The organism is Novibacillus thermophilus (assembly GCF_002005165.1).
Taxonomy (GTDB): Bacteria; Bacillota; Bacilli; order Thermoactinomycetales; family Novibacillaceae; genus Novibacillus; species Novibacillus thermophilus.
On the sequence record NZ_CP019699.1, the window covers coordinates 3,136,304 to 3,162,957 of the forward strand.

At 48.5% G+C, this 26,654-nt stretch carries 16 protein-coding genes and 1 riboswitch; of the genes, 3 read left to right on the forward strand and 13 right to left on the reverse strand.

The genetic code is table 11. The features are described 5' to 3' along the window. Positions 1 to 2: 2 nt before the first annotated feature. The 5 genes from B0W44_RS15325 to B0W44_RS15345 all read right to left on the reverse strand — a co-directional run bounded on the left by B0W44_RS15325 (position 3) and on the right by B0W44_RS15345 (position 10,205). Positions 3 to 443 (reverse strand): FIMAH domain-containing protein, encoded by a 441-nt coding sequence (locus B0W44_RS15325; protein WP_077720789.1) that lies wholly within the window; start codon positions 441 to 443, stop codon positions 3 to 5. After that, entirely contained in the window at positions 404 to 4,411 is a 4,008-nt protein-coding gene (locus B0W44_RS15330) for a GH92 family glycosyl hydrolase (protein ID WP_077720790.1), read from the reverse strand. The genes B0W44_RS15325 and B0W44_RS15330 overlap by 40 nt, the downstream gene beginning before the upstream one ends. A gap of 375 nt (positions 4,412 to 4,786) precedes the next feature. Then, positions 4,787 to 8,611: a GH92 family glycosyl hydrolase gene (locus B0W44_RS18680; RefSeq protein WP_335582630.1), complete on the reverse strand. Its 3,825-nt coding sequence runs from the start codon at positions 8,609 to 8,611 to the stop codon at positions 4,787 to 4,789. After that, positions 8,578 to 9,882, reverse strand: coding sequence for a discoidin domain-containing protein (locus B0W44_RS18685; protein ID WP_228441223.1), 1,305 nt, complete (start codon positions 9,880 to 9,882; stop codon positions 8,578 to 8,580). Before B0W44_RS18685 ends, B0W44_RS18680 begins: the two co-directional genes overlap by 34 nt. A gap of 101 nt (positions 9,883 to 9,983) precedes the next feature. Next, on the reverse strand, positions 9,984 to 10,205 hold the full coding sequence (locus tag B0W44_RS15345) for a hypothetical protein (RefSeq protein ID WP_169835620.1): 222 nt from the start codon (positions 10,203 to 10,205) through the stop codon (positions 9,984 to 9,986). Positions 10,206 to 10,527: 322 nt separating this feature from the next. Beyond that, positions 10,528 to 10,640: riboswitch (SAM riboswitch) on the forward strand. Positions 10,641 to 10,816: 176 nt separating this feature from the next. Between B0W44_RS15345 and B0W44_RS15350 the strand changes: the two genes are divergently transcribed. Beyond that, positions 10,817 to 12,190, forward strand: coding sequence for an LLM class flavin-dependent oxidoreductase (locus tag B0W44_RS15350; RefSeq protein ID WP_077720793.1), 1,374 nt, complete (start codon positions 10,817 to 10,819; stop codon positions 12,188 to 12,190). Between the two features lie 47 nt (positions 12,191 to 12,237). Further along, positions 12,238 to 13,743 carry a sodium:solute symporter family protein gene (locus B0W44_RS15355; RefSeq protein WP_077720794.1) on the forward strand — a complete coding sequence of 502 codons (1,506 nt, stop codon included), beginning with the start codon at positions 12,238 to 12,240 and terminating at the stop codon, positions 13,741 to 13,743. Between the two features lie 357 nt (positions 13,744 to 14,100). On the opposite strand, the gene B0W44_RS15360 is transcribed toward B0W44_RS15355, so the two are convergent. From B0W44_RS15360 to B0W44_RS15380, 6 genes are all read right to left on the reverse strand, one after another. After that, positions 14,101 to 15,183, reverse strand: coding sequence for an alpha/beta fold hydrolase (locus tag B0W44_RS15360; protein ID WP_077720795.1), 1,083 nt, complete (start codon positions 15,181 to 15,183; stop codon positions 14,101 to 14,103). Between the two features lie 113 nt (positions 15,184 to 15,296). Next, positions 15,297 to 15,455, reverse strand: coding sequence for a hypothetical protein (locus tag B0W44_RS18690; protein WP_228441226.1), 159 nt, complete (start codon positions 15,453 to 15,455; stop codon positions 15,297 to 15,299). After that, a complete protein-coding gene (locus tag B0W44_RS15365; RefSeq protein WP_228441229.1) occupies positions 15,452 to 18,484 on the reverse strand; it encodes an FtsX-like permease family protein in 3,033 nt (1,010 codons plus the stop codon). Before B0W44_RS15365 ends, B0W44_RS18690 begins: the two co-directional genes overlap by 4 nt. A gap of 95 nt (positions 18,485 to 18,579) precedes the next feature. Next, positions 18,580 to 18,819: a hypothetical protein gene (locus B0W44_RS15370; RefSeq protein WP_149027045.1), complete on the reverse strand. Its 240-nt coding sequence runs from the start codon at positions 18,817 to 18,819 to the stop codon at positions 18,580 to 18,582. 257 nt (positions 18,820 to 19,076) lie between these two features. Continuing rightward, positions 19,077 to 21,002 carry a glycoside hydrolase family 127 protein gene (locus tag B0W44_RS15375; RefSeq protein WP_149027131.1) on the reverse strand — a complete coding sequence of 642 codons (1,926 nt, stop codon included), beginning with the start codon at positions 21,000 to 21,002 and terminating at the stop codon, positions 19,077 to 19,079. Between the two features lie 53 nt (positions 21,003 to 21,055). After that, positions 21,056 to 21,883 (reverse strand): carbohydrate ABC transporter permease, encoded by an 828-nt coding sequence (locus B0W44_RS15380; protein WP_077720798.1) that lies wholly within the window; start codon positions 21,881 to 21,883, stop codon positions 21,056 to 21,058. A 157-nt stretch (positions 21,884 to 22,040) separates the two neighbouring features. Here B0W44_RS15380 and B0W44_RS15385 point away from each other — a divergent pair, with 157 nt between their 5' ends. Next, the gene (locus B0W44_RS15385; protein ID WP_077718863.1) at positions 22,041 to 23,267 is read left to right on the forward strand and encodes an IS256 family transposase; all 1,227 of its coding nucleotides are present in this window, start codon (positions 22,041 to 22,043) and stop codon (positions 23,265 to 23,267) included. A gap of 133 nt (positions 23,268 to 23,400) precedes the next feature. Here the strand turns inward: B0W44_RS15385 and B0W44_RS15390 are convergent, their stop codons facing one another. After that, the gene (locus B0W44_RS15390) at positions 23,401 to 25,065 is read right to left on the reverse strand and encodes an IS1634 family transposase (RefSeq protein ID WP_077720799.1); all 1,665 of its coding nucleotides are present in this window, start codon (positions 25,063 to 25,065) and stop codon (positions 23,401 to 23,403) included. Positions 25,066 to 25,239: 174 nt separating this feature from the next. Next, positions 25,240 to 26,466, reverse strand: coding sequence for an IS256 family transposase (locus B0W44_RS15395; RefSeq protein WP_077718863.1), 1,227 nt, complete (start codon positions 26,464 to 26,466; stop codon positions 25,240 to 25,242). Positions 26,467 to 26,654: the final 188 nt, after the last annotated feature.

Genomic DNA, 26,654 nt, shown 5'->3' on the forward strand with positions numbered 1-26,654 from the left:
CGTCACAGTTGCCATTTCCTGATCAAATAGTCGGTATCAGCCTTGAGCACACGATAGGCTGCGTCAGTCAGCCGACCATTTTCTCCATAATAATCCAGCAAGTGGTGGAACCCTTGCAAATGTTTGACGACTTTTTCCGAATCATTTTTCTTTTCGAATTGGTTCACAGCTGTTAAATGGACATTCAAGGCATATACAGCCTGTTCATGAATGGCGCCTTCTTCCGCAAGCTGTGTGATACGTGTTTTCAGATCAGCGCCACTTTTGGGCGCTGCGTATTTGATAGCAATATCAAAGATGTGAATTCTTCCCTTGTCGATCGTATCGGCATCCGGAAGTGTGACGCTTCTGACCATTTTATCGGGGTGATCTAACGGAACATAAGTGTAGTAAACGTAAGTGGCTAACCCGTCCTGCCCTGATGGGCTGTTCCGATACGGCATCGTTGCCACAACTTCATTGCTGTTCCCCCGCCCGAAGTCCAATCGCGGAAGCCTAACTCAAATTCCTGTACGCTTCCGTCGACGTAATAAATTTTGCCTTTGCCCGAAGATGGGCCGTGTGTCGCTGAACCGATGAAACCGATCTTCGTCCCGCTCCCTTTCAGTGGTATGGACTGTCCCGCACTGACGATGTTATCTCGTTCCCCCGGCGAGACATCTGGCCACTTAAAAGAGAGCCCGTCGTGAAAAATTGTTGTGCCCGGGACAATGCCTGCATCTTTTAGTGCTTGATAAGAATAGCTCCATCCGGCCAAATCGAAGTTCGCCCCGTCCGGCTTGTCATCATCGCTGATACCGGCGTTGTTGAAATAGACAGACAAATCACCTGATTCAGCTACCCAGACGTTGGCCGTCATCTGTAGTTCCGAAGACTCCGACTTTAGCTGAATCGGGATTTCATAAACACCCGGTGCCGCATTGTCAGCAGCCGCTACCGTGACGCTCGTTGTGTTCACTTTTCCAGAATCAACGGTTATTGTTCCTGCATCCGGAGACAGGCTTAATCCAGAAGGAACAGAGGCGCTCCAATCCATCTCGAACGAATGCGGCACCCTGCTTTTGACTCCAATCTGGAACGTTGTGCGCTCTCCTGGCTCTACTACTTGTTCACCCAATGCCAAACCTGTGACCGGCACATCCCAGCTCAGCTGTACAACAGCATCGGCTGTATTTTCATAGTATTCCAACCTAATGTCATAATGTTTACCGGCTTCAAGCTTCATAAACTGGCTCTTCGTTTCGACCCCGTGATCGCCCCAGTGATCGATCACTACTTCGTCATTAATGTACAGGCGACTCCCGTCATCACTTGTAAGAAAAAACTCGTACGTTCCCGTGACGGGTGCCGTCAGCGTTCCCGTCCACCGCACGGAAAATTGATCGCTGTTGACACCAGAGGCAGGTGAGCCCGTGCCCCAATCAAAATTGACGTGCTCATCTACTTGCGTCAAAACAGGTTCTCCTTCAAAATTCCTGTTGTTGTAATACTTTGCTGTCAGTCCGTAAGTCTGACCATCCTCAGCTCTTAAGTGGTAAGACTGGACCGGTTCGGGTGACGGCGTATAATTGTCGGGCACGACGACCTGCGGTTTTGCACTGCCAATCTGGACCCAGTGAAAGTGCTCATCTGACAATGGATAAGTAAAAGTGACCGTTTGCGATTCACCTGGTGCGAGTGTCACGTTTTGCGAGCTTACGGCCTCGTCGTCTACATACAGCTGAACGTCCTCCGTATGTGAATAACTGCCAACGTTCTGGATGTCAACTTCTGCCGTAATTTCGTCTTTTGAATCACTGGTTTTCACCCGAACATCACTGTACGCAAACTCCGCAGGTTTCGGGTTGACGATGACTGTTTTAGCCGGAAGATTCCCGACAGACACGCTGTGTACACCGCCCTCGTAAAGCCTGGTCGAGAGCGTCACCTGTTTTGTTTCACCTGCATCAAGTAAAACTTCTTCCGTATCGTACGCCTTTCCGTCTACGTAAATTTCCGCCTTTGCCATACCGAGACCACCGACGTTCGTTATCGTCGCCGTCAGTTCGAGCGGTTCATTGGCGTCGACTTCTTGTTTGGTCAGTTCGAAGCTGTCATAAGCGAGTTGCGGTTTTTCTGTTGTCATCGACGACGGTGCCGCTGCGGGGTCCGCCGCCCACTGTTTGTTTGGTTTGGCATCCATCGTAAGTGTCAACTTGCCGCCTTGCGAGACCGTTTCATGTGAGATCCACGCCCGATTGAGCGGTTCTCCATTTAATTCGGCGGAGGCGATGTAACGGATATCACCGTCATCACCGTCTGTCTCTATGACAAAGTCCTTTCCCCCGTAGTGGTACTCTGGCATGTGAATGACAACCCGGTCAAAAATCGGGCTCGTGATCTGATACTCCCCAGTGACGGGTGCAACCGGAGAGATCCCCATCGCACTGAACACAAACCACGCGGAAAGCTGACCCATGTCTTCGTTGCCGGGAATGCCGTTAGGACCGGTCCCGTACAGTTCATGTAAAATGCGTTGTGTCACTTCTTGCGCCTTCCACGGTTGACCGACGAAATTGTACAAGAATGGCACGTGTTGGTCTGGTTCATTCCCATGCCAATAGTGACTGATTTTCTCATTGTAAGCCGGGTAAACAAACGCCTCGAAGAAATGATCCAGGCGGTCAGTGAAAGTCTTCTCGCCCATCAGCTGGGCAAGTCCTCGCACGTCGTGGGGCACAAACCATGAATACGTCCAGGCGTTTCCCTCGGTAAATCCTGTCCAATCACCCGGGTCAAACGGCGTTTTCCAGGATCCGTCCTCATGTCGTGGACGCATCCACCTCGTTTCAGGATCGAAAACATTGATGAAAGACTTCGCCCTTTTCATAAACGTTTCGTAGTCTTCTTCTTTGTCGAGGGACTTTGCGACTTGCGCGATCGCAAAGTCGACGTAGGCGTTTTCTACTGTCCACGACACTGATTGCGAATTGAGCTCATGGGGGATGTATCCGAGTTCGACATACTCGGCCAAATTGGCCCGTCCCCAAGCAGCTTCGTCAGGTTCCGGTGTTTCCGTCGCGTTGTGTACCATCGCTTCATAGGCCTTCTCGACGTCGAAATCCGTGATGCCCTTCATGATCGTTTCTGCCATAACGGAAGAAGCGTGGTCGGAGATCATGTCATTTGTATAGACATTCGCCATCGGCCACCGCGGCAGCCACCCGCCTTGTTCATAATCCGCAATGAGTGACCTCACCGCATCATTTTGTACCTCCGGTTCGATTAATGTGTACAGCGGGTGTGCATGGCGAAACGTATCCCACAGGGAAAATGTGTGATACTGCGTATAACCTTCGGCTCGGTGGATCTTGTGGTCAAACCCGATGTATTCGCCGTTGGCATCGGAGAACGTATACGGACCGAGCAGTACGCGATATAGACTCGTGTAGAATTTGACTTTATCCTCTTCGCTTCCCCCGCTCACTTCGATCCGGCTTAACCGTTCGTTCCAGGTGTTTCTCGCTTGTTCTTTGACTTGCTCGAAGTCCCAGCCAGGCACCTCGGCTTCAATGTTCGCCAGGGCGTTATCGGTGCTGACGTACGAGATCCCGACTTTGACGAGCACTTGCTCTCCTGGGTCTGTGTTGTAATTGAAGAACGCTCCAACGTCCCGTCCGGATGCAGACGGCGACCCTTCCTTCACGCGATTTCCGTTCCACGTGCCATAAGAATCAAATGGCTGGGAAAATTTTGCAGCAAAATAAATGGTGTACGGTGTTGGCCCGTGATGAAACGGACTGGGGTTCGTTTGCGAACCGACGACCGTTTCGTTGTCGAGGACTTGGATCGTGGCATCGCTCACGGGTTCATCTTCTAAAGTGTGGGAAGCATCGAGTAAAATGTGACTCGTATCAGATTCAGGAAATGTGTAACGCAAAAGGCCAACTCTTGTCGTGGCCGTCAACTCCGCCTGAATGTCATAGTCTTGCAGTCTGACACTGTAGTAACCAGCGGAAGCGGTTTCTTCTTCGTGGCTGAATTTTGACTTATACGTGTTCTCCGTCGTGTGAAGTTCACCTGTTGTCGCTGTTGACAGGAAATTGCCGAACCCCCAGGAACCCGTTCCAGAAAAGTGTGTAAAACTAAAACCCTCGATATGGTCGTCACTGTACAAATAACCGGCAATATGTCGCCCCGTATCCGGGCTCAATTGTACCATGCCGTGCGGTGTAGTCGCTCCCGGAAAAACATTCGCCTCGCCCATGGCCCCCTCCGGGAAGTAAACATCCGTGCCAATGAGTGGATCTACGTACTCCACGGGCGGTTTATTTTCCGCATGGACGAAAGGTGAACCTACTGGAGTTACAACCACGCTGAACAACAGCACTGTCATTAAGAACAGCAAAAACAGTTTGTTGCTTTTCTCCATTTGATCTCACCCTCATTCAATAAATTTTAATCACACCACCGAACCTCGCAAACTCGCAACTTCCTATCTGTCACCGTTCGGAGTGATGGAATTGTTTAGGCTTTGTCCCTGTATGCTCAGTTTGTGCACTGATTTCACTTTGGTTTCCAAACAAACCGAAGAATTGGGTAAACACGAACATCACAGTTTATAGCAGGGCCCACCAATTCATTTGCCTCATTCTGTGCTCTGCCCTTCTCCGCCTCATGAGCCACACTCCTTCTTAATATTTTTACAGATCCCTGCATCCGCTTTAGACCGTTATAGGTCTTCTTGGGAATCAACGTCTCTCTGATAAAATACGGCAAGTCTTGTCGCAGAGGAATACTTCCGCTATCACTCAACTTCATTCTTTTGATAGAGTTGCTGGATCTCCTTTGCACTCAGTGCCCAATTGTAGATGCGTAACGCGTCAACCGAGCCTTTCACTTTGAATGCCTCTGAATTCCACGGTGCTCCTCCGATGATGAGGGGGTGTTCGTTCCTTCCGATTGGAGCGGCACTCGCCGGAATGTTTTCAACTTCTTCACCATTTACGTAGCCAATGAGTCTACCGGCTGATTGCCATGTAAGCGCCAGATGTGTCCACTTGTCTTTCGGAATGGATCCACTGTGGAAAGTGTAGTGTGTCCCAATGGCATCCCACAATTCGGGATAAAGCTTTCCATTCTCCACGCCTAGAATAAACCCATTGTCAATACTTGATTTCCCAACGATTTTTTGATTGGCACTCGGGTCCGTAAGGTTCACCCAAACGGACAGCGTTAATTCGTCTCCACCGTCGAGTAGCGCGTCATGCGGCACTTCAACCCGCCCCCCATTTAATCGGAGCGCGTTGCCGAACTTGCCAGTTTCCCACGTGGCCTCACCGTGCACCGTCCCTTCCAATCCATACGGTGAAGAGTCACCAGCCACAGTGCCACTGTCTTCGTCAAACTGAAGCGATAACACGGGTTCGTCATCATGCAAGGCGAACAGCGTTCCACTCAAGTTGTTAATCTGTACTTGATGGGAACCGGCCGTGACGTTTTCTACAGTGAAGGTGACAGTTTCACTTTCACCCGGTTTCAGCGTTAATGTTTTCGCCTCAGCCAATTCACCGTCGAAATAAAACACCACTTTCTCTTCACCCGTCGACATGCCGACGTTTTCAACGAGGGCGGATATGTGTGCGTCTTCCCCAGGCCCCACATGGTCGAACTTTAAATCCGACGCCTTAAATACGGCCACGCCACCGTGTTGCCAACGCTCGATAAAATAATGAGCGCTGTCGTAGAGAATGCGATGAGCATCCGCGGAGATGAGCCCCTTTTCTTGCTGATGGTCGAGCAACCGTTTAAAGCTGTTCATGTGTTTGAGCACCTTGTCGGTGGCTCCTTGTTGTTCGAACTGTTCCACCGCTGTCAAATGTAATTTCAGAGCACGGGCAGCACTCCGGTTCGTAAATTCGCCCTCTTTTTCCAAGCGTTCCACAACGGTTTGCATACCAGCACTGAGGGAACCGATCCTTTCGCCGCTGTACCCGAGCAGTTCCACTTCCGATAAGGACGTCGAACTGTGGCCGCCGTTGTCAGTAATTTCTAAGCGGTAATAGGCGTATCTTCCCGGGTTTTCGATGGCAAAGGCACGGGTATGACGACGCCACTTGAATGATTCATGCTCCCTTTCATCCAGCACCGTCCAGTTTTCGCCGTCGTTCGACCCTTTCAACACCCAGCTTGTCGGGTCCGCCTCGTGCGAATCTGCTCCGGAAGTCAACGTATACATAGTGGCCTGTTGTTTTCCTCCGGCAAACGCATATTGGATCCAGGGCTTGTCGCTGTTCACCGTCCAGCGCGTATCGGATGTGTTGTCGAACAACTTGGCAGTATCGCCGCCTTCACTATCGGACGCGGTCCCTGCATGATCATCAGTCAAATCTTTGAGCGGTTTCGGAGCCGATAATCCGTCTGTTGCCGCAGGCGTAATTGACTTCGGCAAGTCCGTTAGGTTACTTCCCCATTTGGAAGGCTTCGGTCCCATGTCGAAGTCTAACGTCGCACCGTCCACGAGATCGGCATGTGAGATGTAGTTTTTCGTGTAAGTTGTGCCGTTTAACTTTAATGCTTGAACGTATTTATTCTCCTTGCTGTTGTTTGGAGCGTTAATGACAATATCCTTGCCATTTTCCAGATGGATCGTCACTTTTTTGAACAGAGGGGCACCGATGGCATATTCCGGCGTACCCATTTTGAGCGGATAGAAGCCGAGGGCACTGAAGATATACCAGGCCGACATCTCGCCGTTGTCTTCGTCACCCGGATACCCCTGTCCGATTTCGCTTCCGATATAAAGTCGATTTAACACCTCGCGAACTTTCTCCTGCGTCTTCCACGGCTGACCGGCGTAGTTATACATGTAAATGATGTGGTGAGCAGGCTGGTTACTGTGCCCGTACATGCCCATCCTGACGTCCCTGGCTTCTCTCATTTCATGAATCAAGCCGCCGTATCCGCCCGGGAACATAGCTGTCTCCGGTGTTTCGAAAAATTCATCTAGTTTTTTGGCAAGCCCTTCTTTTCCACCGTACAGATTAGCCAGTCCTTGCCCGTCCTGTGGTGCGTGGAACGCCATGTTCCAAGCGTTCGTTTCTGTATAGTCCCTGCCCCATTCGGCCGGATTGAAGTTCTCCGGTGTGGACCGCCAGGCGCCAGAGGCCGTTCGTCCGTTGAAAAATCCGATTTTCGGGTTAAACATTTGGATGTAATTCTGGGCACGATTTAAGAAGTATGTGTAATCTTCCTCGTAATAAGGATCATAGGGATCCGTTTGGTCACCTTTCTCGGCGAGGGCCTTGGCTAAATTCGCGATACCGAAATCATTGATATACCCATCCAGTGCCCAAGACAGACCTTCACCGGTGGATGTGTTCGTATAACCGTCGAATACGGACGTAGCCATCCCTTTTCTGCCAACGTTCGCGTTAGGGGGCACGACAGCGGCATCCTTTATCGCCGACTGATAGAAACTTTTCACGTCGAAATTGGTGACGCCTTTCAGATACGCATCCGCAAAGGCGATGTTTGCACTTGTGCCGACCATCAAATTGGCGTATCCCGGCGAAGACCAGCGGGAGATCCAGCCGCTGTCCCGGTAGTGCTGCACGAATCCGTCAATCATCTCCCCGGCTTGTGTCGGAGTTAGCAAGGCGTACGCTGGCCATGCCGTGCGATACGTGTCCCAAAAGCCATTGTTCACGTACACCTTGCCGTCTTCAATTTTCGCGCACGTTTCAGTTGCTGTACTCGTCGTACACGGGTTCAAGTCAAACTGGCTCGCATATTTGTAAACGGGTTCCTCCAGCGTCCCGACATTTTCGTACGCTGAGTTGGGATACAGGAATAAACGGTACATATTGGAATACAGTGTAACGAGCTGGTCCTCCGTCGCCCCTTCCACTTCGATGATCCCTAACTTGTCATCCCACGCTTGCTGTGCCCTTTCTTTAATCGTTTCAAAGGTGTCCTCAGCGCCGATTTCCTGCTCCAAATTTTTCTTCGCTTGTTCGACACTGATCAGCGATGTAGCAATTTTCATCGTCACCACTTTATTTTCTGTCGTGTCAAATTTGTAGTAGGCCGTCACGTTGTCGCGGCCTTCTCCGGTCAATCTGCCACTGTCGACGATCGGCTGATCGAATGTCGCGTAAATGAACATCCGGGTCGCTCCAGTGGAAAGACCGCTTCTCTGATCTGTATAGCCTGTGATGGTCCTATTATCGGGATCAAGGGTAATGCCACCGTTATTGCTCACATTGTCGAATATGAGGTTAGAGGAGTTTCCCTTAAACGTAAAGCGCATCATCGCCGCGTGATCGGTCGGAGTCATCTCTGTTTGAATGCCATTTTCAAAGGTGACGCTGTAATAGTGGGCTTTGGCCATTTCGTTGTCGTGCTTGAATGGCAACGCACGTTCTTTCCGATCGGCACTCGGTTTGCCAGTTGCATCAGATGGCATCACCTGGAACGTCTGGCGGTCCCCCATCCACGGACTTGTCTCATGGCTTAAGGCAAAGGCCTGGATTTCCGGAAGATTATCTTCATTATTACTTTCGTGATATGCATAGATCCAATTGGACCCTGCGTTCGTCACCGGCGTCCAGAAATTAAACCCGTGTGGCACAGCGACTGCAGGGAAGGTATTCCCCGTGAAAACGTACCGTTTGACTGCGTGCCACGAAGTGTGTTGACATATTCGGAAAGTCTGTCATACGTTCTCTCTTCGGGATTCGCTTCGATTTTAATATCATCGATGCTCCCCTTAAATACGGCCGGGCCTCTGGGGTTATCGTAGGCAATGAGTATGCGCTCGATCGTTTTCCCCGCTGCGACATCTCCGATCTTTGATTTTTTAAAGTTCCATTGATGCGCGTACAGAGTTTTTGAATTTCCTTGGTCTTGTGGATTGAGTTTGATCCCGTGCTGGTCGACGGCTTCAAGCTCATGCAGATAGGTCCCGTCGGAAAATGCGAGATCGACGGCTGCATACGTACTCGCGTAGTCCAAATGATCCTTATCGGTAAATTCCGGAAAAATGTAATACGACAGTTCGGTATTCTCAGTTACCGGAATGTCGACATCAAAAATTTTATTATACGAATAAGCACGCCCTTCTGTGAGATGCGTTCCAGAATACGAGAACGCCTTCAAACCTGTCCATCCGACGTTCGTCTTAGCTGCATACGCGCTCGAAGGTCCTTTTGAGGTGAAAGATTTCATATCTGAAGGAGGTGGCGGCGGGACATCAATACCGTTGGATAGCTGGATTTCTGCTAACTGCGTCAAGCCATCCCCGGCATTTTTCGCAATGTCAAATCGATAATATTGGTAGGCGGTTTCGTTATCAAACTCGTAGATTTTCGTTTGGAAACGCTCTTCAAAGACTTCATTTGTTCTCGTATCCAACGTCGTCCAATTTTCGCCGTCACTGGACCCGGAAAGCGTCCAGTCTCGAGGATCTCGGCCCGGGTAGTCGTTCGCTGAAGTAAAGGCGTATTTCACAACCGTGTCCGGCTCAGAAAGTTGAAGTTCAATCCAAGCCGTACGCTCAAACGCCAGCCATTTCGTATTCACGTCTTGATCCATCAACTTCTGTTCCGTTTCATTCGGTGGATTGTTGGCGCTTGCCGTCACTTGCTCAACTTTATCTGTAATGTTACCTTGAATACCGTCAAATGGAATGTTGCCATCAACGCCCTCCGTCATTTTACGGCCTTCCGCATCCGTTTCGACCGTATTTTCCCAATCCGGTTGCGGATCACCTTCTTCAAACGAAGTGAAAAAATCGGTTGGGGCTGCATGTGCCGTCTGAACAGGTGGTGTATATAAAATCCCGGCAAGCAATGTATATCTGACGATCACTGACAAAACCCTCGTAACCCGTCCCTTCTTCATGTACGGTGAACCTCCTTTAATCCCTCTCTCTTTTTTACAACGACGATATTTACTTCTAAATGTGATGGGCTTTCCTTCAAACCTCCTTTTTTTGGCTTATGTTAGGTCATATTCCAACCTTTAATAGAATGCCTGTCCACTGTCAGAATGTCTGCTTCCGATTGAATTCCTAAAGTCACGCTCTCGGTTGATTCCATATTCCAGCGGTCATCCTCTGAACCTCCGTCTGATGTGTTGACATATTCGTAGTGTGTAATGACTTCTAGCGGGATCGGCATGTAAATGTGCTTACAGAGCGGGTTCATCGTCCACTCCCATCCCAATTGTAGGACAAACCATAAAAAATGTGAGGAATCAATCTCTTTACTTTTATGCTAATTTCTTCAAATTTTTGTTAATAGTTCGATATTACTGGTTGTTTTCGGGCTTTGTGCTCTATCATTTTGATGTATATAGACTATTAGACATAGCGTTCTTCGAAGAAAAATTCCCTTTGTCAAACCATTTTATTCCCAGGTTAGTCGTACAACCCGGATCAAGGCATGGTCCTTTGTGTTCATTGACCTTTGGCAAATTGAAATAAGGGGTTGACAGTCGAAAAAAATATTTTTAAAATGAGGTAAAATTAAAACAACAATACCGGAACTCTTATACAGAGAGGGGGAGGGACTGGCCCTATGAACCCTCGGCAACCATTGAATTGACTCAAACGGTGCCAATTCCAGCAGATCCTTGTGACAGGGTCTGAAATATAAGAGGTTCCGCTACAGAGTTACTACCCTCGTGTAGTCAGTGAGCGGCCTCTTAAACAAGAGGTCGCTTTTCAATTGTCAAAAGTCTGAAAGAAGGTGATTCCTCAAAATTTGTCGTCATATAAACATATTATTCCCATTAGATTAATCTGTTTACTACACTTAAAAAGGAAGGTTGCTCAATGAAAAAACAAATTCATTTGAACGGTTTTGTCCAACATTCTCCATCCCCCCATTCCACCGGACTGTGGAGCTATAAACAACACGAAGGGCATCGCCACAATCGCTTGGCCTATTGGGAAGAAATAGCCCGAATTCTCGAGCAGGGGAAATTTGATGCCCTGTTTTTCGCCGATGTGATCGGAACTTACAGCGTCTATCAAAACAGTTATGAACCAGCTGTGACGAATGCCGTTCAAATACCTGCCCACGATCCCTTACTTGTGATTTCAGCCTTGGCTGCCTCGACTCAACACATTGGTTTTGCCGTAACCGTCTCGACGACCTATTCACAGCCGTATTTCTTGGCGCGGCAATTGTCGACACTCGATCACCTTACAGAGGGTCGAGTCGGGTGGAACATTGTGACGTCCTACCTTGAAAGCGAGGCGGTGAATCTGGGTTTAGAAAGGCGCTTACCGAAACATGTCCGGTACGATCGCGCGGATGAATTTTTAGAGGTAGTTTACAAACTGTGGGAACACAGTTGGGAGGATGATGCTGTCGTCCTTGACCGGAAAAACCGTGTGTTCGCCGACCCCTCCAAAGTCCATTTGATTAACCACCACGGTTCGTACTTCGATGTTCCGGGACCGCATTTGGTAGAGCCGTCGCCGCAACGGACCCCTGTCTTGTTCCAAGCCGGGGCATCCCCGCGTGGGCAGCGATTTGCAGCCAAACACGCCGAAGCTGTGTTCATTAAATCCCATTCCCTTGAATCGTTGAAAAACTACGTCCAGAACATCCGGAATCTCGTGGAGGAACAAGGGCGGGACCCGCACAGTGTCCTCATTTTTCCTCTTATCTTGCCGATCGTCGGTTCGACAGAGGAGGAAGCGCACCGAAAATACGAAGAATTAAAAAACCATGTGAGCTATGAAGGGACACTCGCTTTGCTTTCTGGGCATACTGGCATAGATTTCTCCAAATTTGATCCGGATCAATACATCGAAGACATGGAAACAGAGGCAGTCCAGGGAAATTTGAACCTGTACACGAAAGATCCGACCAGAAAGTGGACGTTGCGGGAAGCGGTCATGAACCATGGCCTCGGAAACGGTACGGTCAAATTTGTCGGAACACCTGAACAAATCGCCGACCAAATAGAGCAATGGGCCGTTGAAGGCGATGTCGACGGATTCAATATCGCCCACGCTCACTCACCGGGAACCTTCCAAGAATTCGTCGAATATGTCGTTCCCGAATTGCAACAACGCGGTATCTACCGGACAGAATACGAAGCAGTGACGCTGAGAGAAAACATGTTCGGAAAAGGGCGTCGGTTCTTACAGGAGGACCATCCAGCAAAACAAATCCAGGTTGCTACAAACAGCTGAATGGTGCGATAGTGTCCCATTCGATTTCATGATAAAGGAGTTCAAACATGACGGAAATCCAACTGTTTTTGTGGATCGGTTTAGCTGCTTTCCTCGTCCTTATACTCGGAATTGGAATTTACAGCGGAAAAAAGACGAAGAGTGTCCGCGATTTTGCCATCGGCGGTGGTCAATTGGGACCGGTCGTCCTTGGGCTTTCTTTTACTGGAACGTATTTGAGTGCCGCGGCTTTTTTGGGTTATCCGGGTTGGTCCTACGAATACGGGTATTCCAACCTCTGGCTTTTTTTGGCGATCATGGGTGGCGGACCGATCGGCGTGTTGATGGTGGCCAAGCGGGCAAGAAAAATCAACACGACCCAACAATCTCTTTCTTTGCCAGATTGGCTTGGAGACTATTACTCCAGCGATTTTTTGCGAATTGCGACCAGCATCATCCTCCTTTTCAACATTTTTTACATCGCCGCCCAATTCGTCGCCGGAGCCAGGATTTTCGAGTATTTGCTCGAAATCCCCTATGGGAACGCACTGATGACGACTACTATCATTGTCATCATTTACGTCTACGTGGGAGGGGCGATCGCCGATGTATACACCGATGCGATCCAAGTCATTCTTATGGCGGTGACCGGACTTCTCGTTTTTGTCTCCGGTATCGTTCTGTTTTGGGAAGGGGGCCTCTCGGAAACCTTTTCCGCTATCACAGCTAAATTGACAGCACAAGATTCAGACTTGGGACGAGTCTTCCACCCCGAATCAGATTACTTTTACTCCCTTCCAGCAGTGATAGGCGCACTTTTGATTCAATGGGCGTTTGCCTCAGCCCCTCACCTTTTCAACAAAGTGCTTGGGGTGAAAGACGAACGGGATCTGGGTAAAATGATTTTCGTCTACGTCGTCACGAAGCTTTGCTGTCTGGCTGTTTTCTTCGGTGGATTTTACAGCCGCGCCCACCTGGGAGACCAGGTCGTCATGAGCGATTTGGCTCTGGTCGAATACATGGTCCGAGTTTTCCCCGCCGTGATCGCTGCCCTAATGATTGTGGTGATTTTGGCAGCGGCCATGTCGACGACGGACGGGCTGTTTGTTTCCATTTCCACCGTCTTCGCCAACGATATTTTCTTAAAAGCGCTCGTTCGACGCGGAATCTTGAAGATGAGCAAAAGACGTGCAGAAAAAACAGCTCTTCTCGTGAGCCGTGTCGCGACTGTCGGGGCCGGTATTCTGGCTTGCTTGCTCGTTTTGAATCCGCCGCGTTACATGGCTGATATCCAATGGCTGGGGATATCCGGTATCGCGGCCGGTACACTCGGCCCCATTTTGTATGCCGTATACGGGAAGAAAAAAGCCCACGCTCGAGCGGCGGAATTTTCGATGGTGATCGGTCTTACGTCCTATCTGGTCTTGTACTTCGGCGGTATCGAAAAAAGCGCCATGGCTGCTGGCGCCTGGGCGACCCTAATCGGTATCGGATTGATGATCGTGTTGGCGAACACTTTGAAAGTCCCTAAAAAAGTTCAACAGCATGCCGAAAAAGCGATAAAGGCAAAGTGAGGGGATGTTTCTATGTTCATTAATCCAATGCTTTCGTTATGGTTTTTTGGATCGATTTTATTTTTGATCGTCATCTTTTTTTTGTTGTGGAAATGGTATTTTCACAAATATTAGGTTGATAAAAACATCAGGGTTTCCCTCAAGATTAGGAAATCCTGATGTTTTAGTTTGACAGGGACGTCATCCTTCTTCAAACGCTCTGTGTCAACTTCCTCTCGATGCTCACGGATTACTCATTGTTTAACCCCAATACGTGATCCGGAGACCCTCCCTATGGATTCTGGTCAAATGTTTAGTCAGTATGAGTTAAAAGCCAAAATTTTTCCGCACGCTTGCTAAATGACTTGATGGCTTAGTTCATAGGAGGCTGGAACTGATTGCATCACCGACCTCTTCTAAAAAATTGATCATAATATTGGTGAATTCATCTGGCTTATCATAATGAATGTCATGTCCAGGGGTATCCACTTTTACCAGCTTCCCATTTTGCAGCAACCTAACGACGCGATCGGCGTCCTCATCCGTAAGTGCCGCGAGCAGCAAATCGCCGTCATAATGGGTCTGTGCCTTCACAAACACAGTGGGACATTCAATCTTCTCAAGCACCTCGGACTGTTCGTAGTCTTCAAACCAGCTGTTATCAAAAAAGGCCTCGCCGAACCTCCTGTCATGCGGATACGTTTCGGATTCGAATATTCGATTGATTGGCGGCGGCAGATAGAACAGGTGTACAGGTTCATTCGGATGCTTCTTGTGATAAGCGACTGCATCCCGCGAAAACCGATTCCACAAAAAGTCTCCGAATACCTTTTTCCAGTAGCTGTTTTTCAAGGAATACTCAAAATAGTTATCAATTTCGTCCTGATGTTTAAAATCCTCATATTGCTGAAAGCCGTACACCCAGGCGTACGTTGTCTCTCTTCTTCCCGGCTCCGTAGCGAAGAACGGCGAGTCCTCGATGACGAGCCCGGTCACAAGTTCAGGATAATGCGCAGCCATCCAGGCCGCCACCATGCCACCCGACGAATGGCCGGAGAGAACCACCTTATCGTCGATCACAGTCTCAATAAATTCAGCGAAATCAGCGGCCATTGCCTTTGCCGAATACTTTTTAGGGTTCCAATCGGACTCCCCATGCCCATGGCAATCGACAGCAAACACATGATACCGTTCGGACAACGCCGGTAGTGATTTTGCATAATCCTCCCAAGTCATACCTTGTCCGTGAATCAGCAGCAACGGCGGTTTCCCGTTGTCAGGACCTTCTCCGTAATTTAGCACGGTCCCGTCCTTCAGTGTCACTTGTTTTTCCGTAAAGCCTGCGTCGCGCATCGCCTTCAGCGGCTTTTCCATGTACGTCAGATTCGTATAAAAATACGACCCGATAAGAAACAGCAGGATGACGAGTACTGTGCCGAAAAAAAGCTTCTTTTTCATCATCACACTCCTTCTTTCTGTCTGACGGCACTATGTTCCAATCGGAAACTGATAATCGTTATGCCGCAATTTGTGATCGCGGCCAATTCTCGCTACACATCGCAAACTTGTCTCATTTATTCTACAAACTGGACCTCCGGGTAATCTTCGGATGGGGAAAGCAGCAACGGCTGCTGAACTCCCTTTAAATGCAGATCAAAAAAGGACGCAATATAATGACGCTGGGCTGCGATCGTCCGTTCCGGGTCGGCGGTCCCGATACTTTGCTGGATCACCCTCGGCGAAAGGCTGAGCTTCTCCTGCAACTGCGGCAGCAGCACCTGGTAATCCGTAAAGGTGAAATGCCCCCCGTGGGTATCGTCAGATCGAGCTTCCAGCCGCTTGAATGCTGCCAGAACATATGACGATCTTTCGCAGTAAGATGCGAATCGATCTCACCTTCGTCGTTGTATCCAGAATTCATCAGCATGAAGGGCCGATCCAGACCGTGCTCTGCCACCGGAAGCGGATTGTCGGGCATGTGGCCCATCGTGCCATCCATGTTGATACCGGCGTCGATTCGGTCGTCCTCATACATCACTTGTGCCGATGTGGCGCCTCCCGCGGAATGGCCGAATACGCCGATCTTGGTCAAATCCCATGCTTCCTTAAGCCCTGTCGGCAGCTGCCGGCTGCCCGGATGGCGACCTTCGTTCATGAGTTCGAGTTGATCCAGCAAAAACCGAATATCTTCCACTCTCACTTTCAACGCCTTCAGAATCGATTCTGCGCTGGATTCCGGTAGTGTCTCCACCGCCACCCGTCCGTCGGGAAACTGAACCGCAGACGTTTCATATGGGTGGTCGACCGTAACGACCACATACCCTCTACTGGCGAGTTCTTCCACCAATACCGTACCAAAGTTTCTCGGAACAGTTCCTCCCGGCGAATAAATGAGAACCGGCCATCCTTCACCGCTGTTCGCCGCAGGCACGTCCAGCCAAGCGTGCATGCCGATGCCGGACAGGTCGATTCGTCCCGGGTCGACTCCGATTGTAGGGAGGATGTTCTCGCCGTTTTCCTTTGCCGCTCCAGGTTGCATGTACAGCGCTTTTTGCCGGCCTTCCCGTTCGGCGGGGTACCAGATGCTGATCATTAATTCCCGCTTCCTGTCGTTCACCCAGGGGTCTTTCCGCTTTTCATCGATCAGATGCATCTCCACAGTCCCGACGGGATGCTCCCCTGCCGGTTCCGGAAGCTCGAGCCGTATCTTCTCTGCTTGGTTGCTCCCTTCCTGTGGCGCTGGGGACTCTAGTCCGATGACTATTCCGACCAGTGACACAAAACTGAGAACAATGGCGACGACGGCAACCCTAACCGCAGGTGCTGACCTGACGTTGATGACCCTGCTGATGGAGTTGACCGTAAGAATATAGTACACGGCATAAATCAGGATGAACACGGCGACGCAGAGAACGATGGGCAGCAGAAGACTGATACCGGCTATGTTGCTGAACAATCGCTTCAGCAATTGCAGGATCACGAGGTAATGGGCGAGCCCGACCGTAAGCGGCAAAGCAAAAATAAACGCGGTTTGCTTGGCGATGGCGATACTGATTTCCTTACTGCCGACTCCAATTTTTTTCAGAATGTCATACCGGGGTTTATCGTCCGCCGCCTCCGACAGCTGCTTGAAGTAAATCATGCTGCCGGTCGCCATTACAAAGACAAGCCCGAGAAAGCCCAAAATAAACACATTGAAGGCTGCTCCTTCAATACCCAACCGGTATTCGGTATAATAGGAGGCCAATTGCGACTCCGGCGTTTTCACGTCCGCCAGCGCGTCAGCCGTCTTTTTCGTCGTTTTCTCATCCTCTACAACGTATCCGACATAACGGGTCGGTGGCACCTGCGCTTTGATTTTGTCGTAAGTTCCGTCGGCAACGACAATCATCACATCCGGATAGCTCCAATTGACGACTCGTTCGACGGTCATGCCGGCAATCGCGAGGGTGATGCTCTGTGCGGGCAAGTCGACAGAGACCGTCTCTCCCGCGTAATCGGACCACTCATAGTCCGTATACATCGGCCGGATCATAACGGCTTCATCTTCGTTTATCGGGTCAAGCGCAGGAAAACCCAGCACCTCAGCCGCCCGGTTATATTGCTCGATTGATATCACTTTAAGCGGCGTGTCATCGGCTTGCAACACTTTCTCCGACAGAATGTCCGAATCGGAAGAGCTTCCCTTCGTTTGCAGCACCGGGATCGTCATTTGTGCAACGACAGGGTGCGCTTCATCCCCGCGTATGATCTCGTCCACCTTCTGGTTAAAGGCATCGTCCTGGGCGACATACATGTAGCTGAAAGGCGCCGCCAGTCGTGTTGTTTTTTCAAATGTGAAATACATGCCCAGCCCGACGCTGAAGGCACATAACGCCGCTGCGGACAACAAAGAAATGACGCTTAACAAACGGGCATTCCCTTTTATTCGGTACACCAGATTCGATACGCCGACCAGATTCATTCCTTTATAGTAGCTTCGCTTTCTCTTTCTGGCCGTTTTCAACAGGACGACAACCAGGGAGGAAAACAGCAGCACCGTGCCCCCGACAATACCGACGGTCATGACACCGAGATTGAGAAGGATTTCTTCGGTAACGGAAAAATCGCGGAAGGCGAACCCGTACCCGATAAGCAGGCAGAAAACCGCTGCAACAGCCGAGAAGCGCGACGCTTTCGGTTCCTGCTCCCCTTCCTGTTCGGCGCGAAACAATTCGATAAGCTTATAGGCGTAAATCAACCGGTAGCCTTGAATGGAGGTTACGACAATCAGGACCGTGAACACGGCGAACGTATGGATCAGCGCCTTCAGGGAAAAAACCATGCCCACCTGCACCGCCGTTCCCAGCAGCTTGATCAAGATCATGGCAAACAGCTTGGATAACAACGTGCCGATGGCGATTCCTAAGATTAGGACGATGATTCCGATGATCAGATTTTCATAGAACAGCATTTTGCCGATCGTTTTTTTGGGCAGCCCGAGCAAGGCGTACAGTCCGACCTCTTTCTTGCGTCTTCTAGTAAAGAAGCGGTTGGAATTCAAGATAAAAGCCGCCACGAAAACGATTAATATGGTGGACGCCACCATGAACACGGAGCGCATGCTTTCTGACGATTCTATCGCATCTGCAATTTCCGCGCTGTACTGCAGAGACACAAACGTAAAAAATATTACGACGCTGAACAGCATCGAAATGAAGTAGACGAGATAGGTTTTGAAATTTCCTTTCAAATTTTTTTTGGCGATGTCATAAGTGGTCACTTACATTTCTCCCATCACGTTTCGAACGTCCAATATTTTTTTGGTGAACATCCGTATCGCTGTCAAGACCTTTAGGCATTCCAACAGGTTCGTCCCTAGAATCCAGCACTTCCTGTCGGCTCATCCGCCAAGCTCAGGTGAGGCCGGATATGATCGCGCAAGCAACCACCGTTCGCGTTTTGGTCCGACAAGATACCGAATTTGTCCGCGATATCCTCTACTCGGCGTTCCAGCTCTTCCACGTTCGATCTAGCTAAGGCCAAAGGCAGCAAATCGATATCGTTTAAGGCTGAATTGACGCTTTCTTTCACACCGAATTCCCTGATCTGTTTCACTACTTTCGATTCTACTAAATTCTACAAAACGAATACAAATAACAACGAAAGAACTGGCTGAAGAACTGGAAGTTTCATAACGTTTTCAAGAAGGATTTTCAAAAAAAGTCTGCCTACACGCTCTAAAAAGTGAGCATGCAGACTTTTCAATTAACTTTCACTGATCGCACCTTTGTTTAGAATTGACCGTGATACCTGCTCATACCTTTTTGCCTAAGCCTTTCCATCATGCAAAAGGTCCACATTTTCCCCTCTATTTATGATTCTCTAATCCAGACAATCATTTCTCCAGGACTCCGATTGCTCCAGGTATAATATGGTACAGCTTTTATCTCCACCGGAACTTTTTCCATTTCTGTGGTTCGGTATAAGTCACTGCTACTAATTGATTTAAGCGACGTTCGAATCCCCCACCCAGTAATGACACAAACGCCGTTAAGCAATTGATCTTCAAATTGTGCGACCAGTTCGGCAGGTGCAGGCAAGGTAATATCCTGAAGATTTTTTCCATTGTCAACTTCTTCAAGACAATAGACAACTGGTCCTCGTTGTAGCGCCACTTTTCCGGCGTTTGACCTCACTTCTGGATTAGACCGAACACGTTGGAGTTCCATTGGAAAATGTATTTCTACACGATCTCCATCCCTCCAACTTCGTCTGATATGTACATACCCTTTTGATAGAAAGTCATTCGCTTCTACAGTTTCTCCATTGACCTTGATGATTCTTGTTTTTGCCCAGGACGGGACACGCAAAGCTAAGGTGAATTCTACAGGAACTTGAGTTGATATGATCAGGTTGACTTTACCTTCCCAAGGGAATTCAGTCCTTTGGGTGATACCTAGATACTGTCCGGCCACATTAAATTTTACTTGACTACCAACATACTGGTGAACGAATACTTCCTTGTTGTTTTCGCTTTTAGAATAAATGTACTGTCCTAAAGATAACAATAATCTAGCGATATTGGGGGGACAACAGGCACAAGCGAACCACGGTTGTCTGCTTACTTTAACACTACTCATGTCATGTCGATGATTTGCTGTTGCAGGCCAAACTTCCAAAGGATTGACATAGAAATAACTTTTGCCGTCCAGAGAGATGCCACTTAATATTCCATTATAAAGCGCACGCTCTATCACATCAGCATATTGGCTGTCAGCTTCGATTTGGAGCATCCGATGAGCCCAAAACACTAAACCAATGGAAGCACAAGTTTCTGCATAAGCTCTCTCATTTGGGAGATCATAGTCGACGGTGAACCTTTCCTCAAATGCCGATGATCCAATGGCTCCGGTAATATACATCCGCTTGTTGGTGACGTTTTTCCAAAGCTCTTGACATACGTTAAACAATTGGTGGTCGCCATATTCGGCAGCGAGGTCTGCCATGGCGCTAAACAGGTAGACAGCCCTTACCGCGTGTCCCTCCGCTGTTTTTTGTTGACGAACAGGAAGGTGGGCTTGATAATAATCATATGCTCTTTTTTGCTTCTCTCCCCGTCGTTCTGCTTCTAATTCAAAAAAGTTGGGCTGTTGCCCTCGTTCCTCTACAAAATATTTGCTTAGACTTAAATACTTCTGTTCCCCCGTTGCATGATACAGCTTAACCAGGGCCAGTTCAATTTCCGGATGACCGTCATAACCCCGTATTTTTCCTGGCTCAGTGCCAAAGATAGAAGCAATGTAATCGGCATAACGACACATGATTTCCAAAAATTTCCTCTTCCCGGTTGCTTCGTAATATGCCACGGCTGCTTCCATTAAATGACCGGCACAGTACAGCTCATGATTATCTCGTAAATTGGTCCATCTTGCATTCGGTTCCTTCACCGTAAAATAAGTATTAAGATACCCATCAGGATTTTGCGCTCTTTCTAATAAATCGATGACTTCGTCGGCCAACTTTTCTAAATGTCCATCCCGTTGTAGAGCTAATGAATAGCTGACTGCCTCCAACCATTTGGCAAGGTCACTATCCTGAAACACCATGCCGTAAAATTCACCTTCCGCTTCGCCTGCTGCTATACGAAAATTCTCAATGGTATGACTGCGTGCTGCACCGGGAATGTTATCATTTAAGGCATCCCATTGGTAGGGAATGACCGTCTCTCTGATCAAACTTTGCCATTTGGACCAGAATGAGTCCTCAATTTGAACATTTCTGATTGAAATAGATTCCATTTGTTTCATAAAATCATCTCCATCATTTTAATTTTATAAGGTTAAAATTTGTATTACAAATCTTTTAACCCTGATAAAGTGACTCCCTTGATAATAAATTCCTGAGCTAAGAAGAAAACAATAATAATTGGCAAAAGGCTGAGCACTGTACCAGCCATCAACACTGGCCAATCGGTTGAGTATAATCCTTGCATGTTTGCAAGTCCCAAGGGCAAAGTCATTCTTTCAACGGAATTGATAAAAATCAACGGGGATAAGAAGTCGTTCCACGTACCCATAAAAATAAAGACTCCTAAAGTAGCCAGAGCTGGCTTTGATAATGGTAAATATATTCTCCAATAAACACCAAAAGGGGTGCATCCATCTATTTTTGCTGCATCTTCAAGTGCTGTAGGAATAGTTAAGAAGTATTGCCGCAAAAGGAATGTTCCAAAAGCTGAAACTATGTTTGGCAAAATTAGTGCAGCATGAGTATCAACTAAGTCATAGAAACGCATCAAAATGAAATTAGGAATGATTGTAACTTGGGCGGGGACCATCAGGGTTGCAAGATATATTCCAAATAATAAATCTCTAAGTCGAAACTGAAGTCGAGCAAATACATACGCAGCAAGAGAACAGGTAATTAACTGAGCAAGCACCAAAGTAAGCGTTATCTTCAAACTGTTTAAAAAAAATAAATGAAAAGGAAAACGCTCAAAAACATGCAAATAATTTTCCCAACGAATTTTATCCCCAAAAAGTGTAGGGGGAAATATAAACACTTCTCCTATATCCTTTAATGAGGTACTTATCATCCACAAAAATGGAATAATCATTGTTAATGCACCTAAACTAAGGATAGCATGAGAAATGATGCGGGGAACCAGACTCTTTTTCATTCTTCTTAACTCCTCTTTGCTAGTATACTGCCTGTTTTTTCAGTTAAGTCCTTATAATTGTGTAAAATGGATTCCTTAAAAATAAAGGAGCCAATTTCAAAATCCTCGGTTAGAATGGAGTTGTCGGAAATACCATTCTGGAGAGGAGAATTTTGAAATGGCTCAATACCAGATTACCGTAGATCAAGAACTTTTGCAGCAACTTTTTTTAGGACATTCAAAAGACGCTGGTGTAGCGAAATTACTGGAATCGGTATTAAACCAAATTCTCCAAGCGCAGGTGACCGAACAGCTGGCAGCTGAACGCTATGAACGCACGGATTCCCGTCAAGGCTATCGCAATGGATCCTATCCTCATCAATTAACCACTCGGGTGGGGACCATTACGTTACGTGTTCCACGGATTCGAAACGGTCAGTTCTCCACTGAACTGTTTGCCCGTTACCAACGGAGCGAGCAAGCTTTGGTGTTGGCTTTGATGGAAATGGTCGTGAATGGGGTTTCCACACGTAAAGTGACTCAGATTACCGAAGAGCTTTGCGGCACTCATTTTTCCAAGTCCACCGTTTCAGACCTGTGCAAAAGGCTTGATCCTATTGTGGAGGCTTGGAATTATCGTCCGCTTTCAGACCGCCGGTTCCCGTTTGTGCTGGTGGATGCCTTGTCCCTCAAAGTCCGTGAGGATGGCCGGGTACGGTCCAGAGGAGTGATGATAGGAATCGGTGTCAACACAGACGGTTACCGGGAAGTCTTGGGGATCATGACCGGTGACACGGAATCGGAAGCCAGCTGGAGCGAATTTTTCAGTTGGTTAAAACAACGTGGTCTTGGTGGTGTCGATTTGATCACCTCTGATGACCATGGCGGTTTAGTCCGTGCCATTCGTCACCATTTCCAAGGGGTCACCTGGCAACGCTGTCAAACCCATTTGATGCGTAATATTCTGGATGCCACACCAAAAGCGCTGAGAGACGAAGTTCATCGCCATGTCCGTGGCATCCTGGATGCAGCGGATATCGAAACAGCCAGAATGCTTTTGAACGAAACGCTGAAAGTCTTTGAAGAGAAAGCGCCTAAAGCCATGCGTATTTTGGAAAACGGGTTTGATGATGCCACCGCCGTTTTGGCTTTCCCTGAGAAGTACCGTAAGCGACTGCGTACCACCAACAGCGTCGAGCGGTTGAACGAAGAAATCCGCAGACGGGAACGTGTGATTCGCATTTTTCCCAACCGCCAATCGGTGATTCGTCTGTTGGGGGCCTTACTCATGGAACAGGATGAGAAGTGGGCCAGTGGTCGGAAATACCTCGATATGGAAGATTACTTCACCTGGCGCAAAAGCCATTCAGCAAAAACACATAGTAAGGTGACACGCATCATGTAGGCAGCTTATCTAACCGAGGAGCTTTTTACACACAATTTTGGACCCGAGTTCGACAGTTACTAGGCAAATACAATGCCCGAAACCCTAGGCAGGGCTTGGGTTTCGGGCATTCAGACAGAAGGGTAGCGTGTATCTAGGCTTTTGGCTGGATTTCAAGAAACCTTGGAGGTGGCTCAATCTCAAGCATAGCAAAGATTTTTCTTTGCTTCGCCGTCATTTCTGTACGCTGATGGACGTCACCGTTTTTAGAAGAAAAATGTCCGAGATGTATCCGGTCTAAATCTTTACGAAGGACATTCCAGGTCTCGCCGGTTTTCACTTCCGCAATGCGTACCAAGAGTAAAGCGAGCCAACTCAGCAAAATATGGGAACGAATCCGGTCTTCGAGACGGTGAAACATCGGCCTTAGCTCCAGTGTCGTTTTCAAGGTCCGAAAGGCATCTTCCACATCCACCAGCTGCTTATACCCTAGCGCAACATCCTCGGCGGAAATCGTGTCATCCGACGTGCGAATTAAATATTTGCCGTCATATTTCTCGGCATCGCGGATTGCCTGCTTGTTCAGCTTGAGTGTGCCGTCCTTCAGTTGGCGCAGGTATTTTCCATACGTCGGGTGGGAACGCAGCTGGCAAGCCGCTTTCGTATGAGCCTGTCCATTCAACTGCTTGAGCTCTGCCAGATGTGCCTGTAGTTGATCGATCGTTTGCTCACGGCGGGCGCGATCACGCTCCGCTTCTTTGGGATTGTACACCAGCACATACCGTTTTCGGGCTTCGCCATCACCGACGACGATGTCTTTCACTTGCAGGTTCTCCCGCACATGATGGTACCGGCCTTTGCGGCTCATGGCTGCTTCTGTCGCCTCTTTGCCGGAACGCAGTTTCTCACCGGCAATGTAATGCCCGCCGGTCTTCTGCAAGGTGCGCAAGTTCTCTTCGGATACAAAACCGCGATCCGTGACGCTGATCACACGCCCCAGTTTCCAGCCGATCAAGTCTTTTTTGACTTGATCCACCACAGATAGGTCCGAGGTGTTCCCGGGCCACACCCATGAACGAATCGGAATCCCTTCCCGTGTGACCGCCAGCCCGATGACCACCTGCACAAGATCTGGGCGCTTGTCTTTTGAAAATCCGGTTTTCCGGAACGATTCTCCCTCTGGTACGTCGAAAGGATCGACTTCAAAGTAAGAAGACGTCGTGTCAAAGTATAGAAGATCGACTTCCAGATTGAGAAGATCCGAGACAGCACAATAGACCTGGTGTTCCAACTGGGATTGAACGTCAAGCAGCTCATCCATCGCCCGGTACAACTGTTGGCTCCTGACCTCGGCAAGGTCAGGAAGAAACACCTCTTCCCGGACCCAGTCCTCCATCGCCAACTTACTGGAAGGGTTCAAGGCACGATTCGCGACCATGGAGAAGATCAGCCGTTCGATGGATGTTTGATGTTTACGGTCAGCAAACAATGTTTCCAAGATGGCATCCAGACCAATCTTATGCCACAGTTGATGTAGCATCCAAGCGCCCCCTAAGCGCTTGCTGGATTGAAACAAAAATTCCGCTGTTTCCCCAATGGCATGCTGAGCTTCAAGCGCCGCCTCGGGCGAAAGATACCGGGAGATGCTTTGAACGAGACGTTCTAAAACGGCACGATCGACTTCGTCCTCTCGGCCAAAAGAGTAGATCACCTTCGCTTTGGCATATTTGGCTTTTGGATCCCATTCATTATGAGCTAATTGGAGATAAGCAGTGGTCGTTCCGTTTTTGTTTTTTCGAGATACGCGTCGTATGTACATACCTATACTATACCATATGAACACAATAAAATAAAGACAAAATATATAAAACGTGTGCCTATGTAAGTTTGAGTGTTTTTCTATCCCGGGAATAGGAAAACCTTAATAAAGCGGGATTCTTGGTTGATCAAGTCCAAAATTGTGTGTAAAAAGCTCCTCGGTTAGATAAGCTGCCTACATGATGCGTGTCACCTTACTATGTGTTTTTGCTGAATGGCTTTTGCGCCAGGTGAAGTAATCTTCCATATCGAGGTATTTCCGACCACTGGCCCACTTCTCATCCTGTTCCATGAGTAAGGCCCCCAACAGACGAATCACCGATTGGCGGTTGGGAAAAATGCGAATCACACGTTCCCGTCTGCGGATTTCTTCGTTCAACCGCTCGACGCTGTTGGTGGTACGCAGTCGCTTACGGTACTTCTCAGGGAAAGCCAAAACGGCGGTGGCATCATCAAACCCGTTTTCCAAAATACGCATGGCTTTAGGCGCTTTCTCTTCAAAGACTTTCAGCGTTTCGTTCAAAAGCATTCTGGCTGTTTCGATATCCGCTGCATCCAGGATGCCACGGACATGGCGATGAACTTCGTCTCTCAGCGCTTTTGGTGTGGCATCCAGAATATTACGCATCAAATGGGTTTGACAGCGTTGCCAGGTGACCCCTTGGAAATGGTGACGAATGGCACGGACTAAACCGCCATGGTCATCAGAGGTGATCAAATCGACACCACCAAGACCACGTTGTTTTAACCAACTGAAAAATTCGCTCCAGCTGGCTTCCGATTCCGTGTCACCGGTCATGATCCCCAAGACTTCCCGGTAACCGTCTGTGTTGACACCGATTCCTATCATCACTCCTCTGGACCGTACCCGGCCATCCTCACGGACTTTGAGGGACAAGGCATCCACCAGCACAAACGGGAACCGGCGGTCTGAAAGCGGACGATAATTCCAAGCCTCCACAATAGGATCAAGCCTTTTGCACAGGTCTGAAACGGTGGACTTGGAAAAATGAGTGCCGCAAAGCTCTTCGGTAATCTGAGTCACTTTACGTGTGGAAACCCCATTCACGACCATTTCCATCAAAGCCAACACCAAAGCTTGCTCGCTCCGTTGGTAACGGGCAAACAGTTCAGTGGAGAACTGACCGTTTCGAATCCGTGGAACACGTAACGTAATGGTCCCCACCCGAGTGGTTAATTGATGAGGATAGGATCCATTGCGATAGCCTTGACGGGAATCCGTGCGTTCATAGCGTTCAGCTGCCAGCTGTTCGGTCACCTGCGCTTGGAGAATTTGGTTTAATACCGATTCCAGTAATTTCGCTACACCAGCGTCTTTTGAATGTCCTAAAAAAAGTTGCTGCAAAAGTTCTTGATCTACGGTAATCTGGTATTGAGCCATTTCAAAATTCTCCTCTCCAGAATGGTATTTCCGACAACTCCATTCTAACCGAGGATTTTGAAATTGGCTCCTTTATTTTTAAGGAATCCATTTTACACAATTATAAGGACTTAACTTCTCTTTCTTTACGAACGCATGTATAAAAATATTTTCAGGAGCGTGTTATAACAATGTCCAGAAATAGGAAT

Coding starts and splice junctions, on each gene's coding strand:
- B0W44_RS15355 (WP_077720794.1), top strand. CDS start 12,238: ATGACGGAAATCCAACTGTTTTTGTGGATCGGTTTAGCTGCTTTCCTC.
- B0W44_RS15395 (WP_077718863.1), bottom strand. CDS start 26,466: ATGGCTCAATACCAGATTACCGTAGATCAAGAACTTTTGCAGCAACTT.
- B0W44_RS15360 (WP_077720795.1), bottom strand. CDS start 15,183: ATGATGAAAAAGAAGCTTTTTTTCGGCACAGTACTCGTCATCCTGCTG.
- B0W44_RS15380 (WP_077720798.1), bottom strand. CDS start 21,883: ATGAAAAAGAGTCTGGTTCCCCGCATCATTTCTCATGCTATCCTTAGT.
- B0W44_RS15385 (WP_077718863.1), top strand. CDS start 22,041: ATGGCTCAATACCAGATTACCGTAGATCAAGAACTTTTGCAGCAACTT.
- B0W44_RS15350 (WP_077720793.1), top strand. CDS start 10,817: ATGAAAAAACAAATTCATTTGAACGGTTTTGTCCAACATTCTCCATCC.
- B0W44_RS18685 (WP_228441223.1), bottom strand. CDS start 9,882: ATGAAGAAGGGACGGGTTACGAGGGTTTTGTCAGTGATCGTCAGATAT.
- B0W44_RS15330 (WP_077720790.1), bottom strand. CDS start 4,411: ATGGAGAAAAGCAACAAACTGTTTTTGCTGTTCTTAATGACAGTGCTG.
- B0W44_RS15390 (WP_077720799.1), bottom strand. CDS start 25,065: ATGTACATACGACGCGTATCTCGAAAAAACAAAAACGGAACGACCACT.
- B0W44_RS15325 (WP_077720789.1), bottom strand. CDS start 443: ATGCCGTATCGGAACAGCCCATCAGGGCAGGACGGGTTAGCCACTTAC.
- B0W44_RS15375 (WP_149027131.1), bottom strand. CDS start 21,002: ATGGAATCTATTTCAATCAGAAATGTTCAAATTGAGGACTCATTCTGG.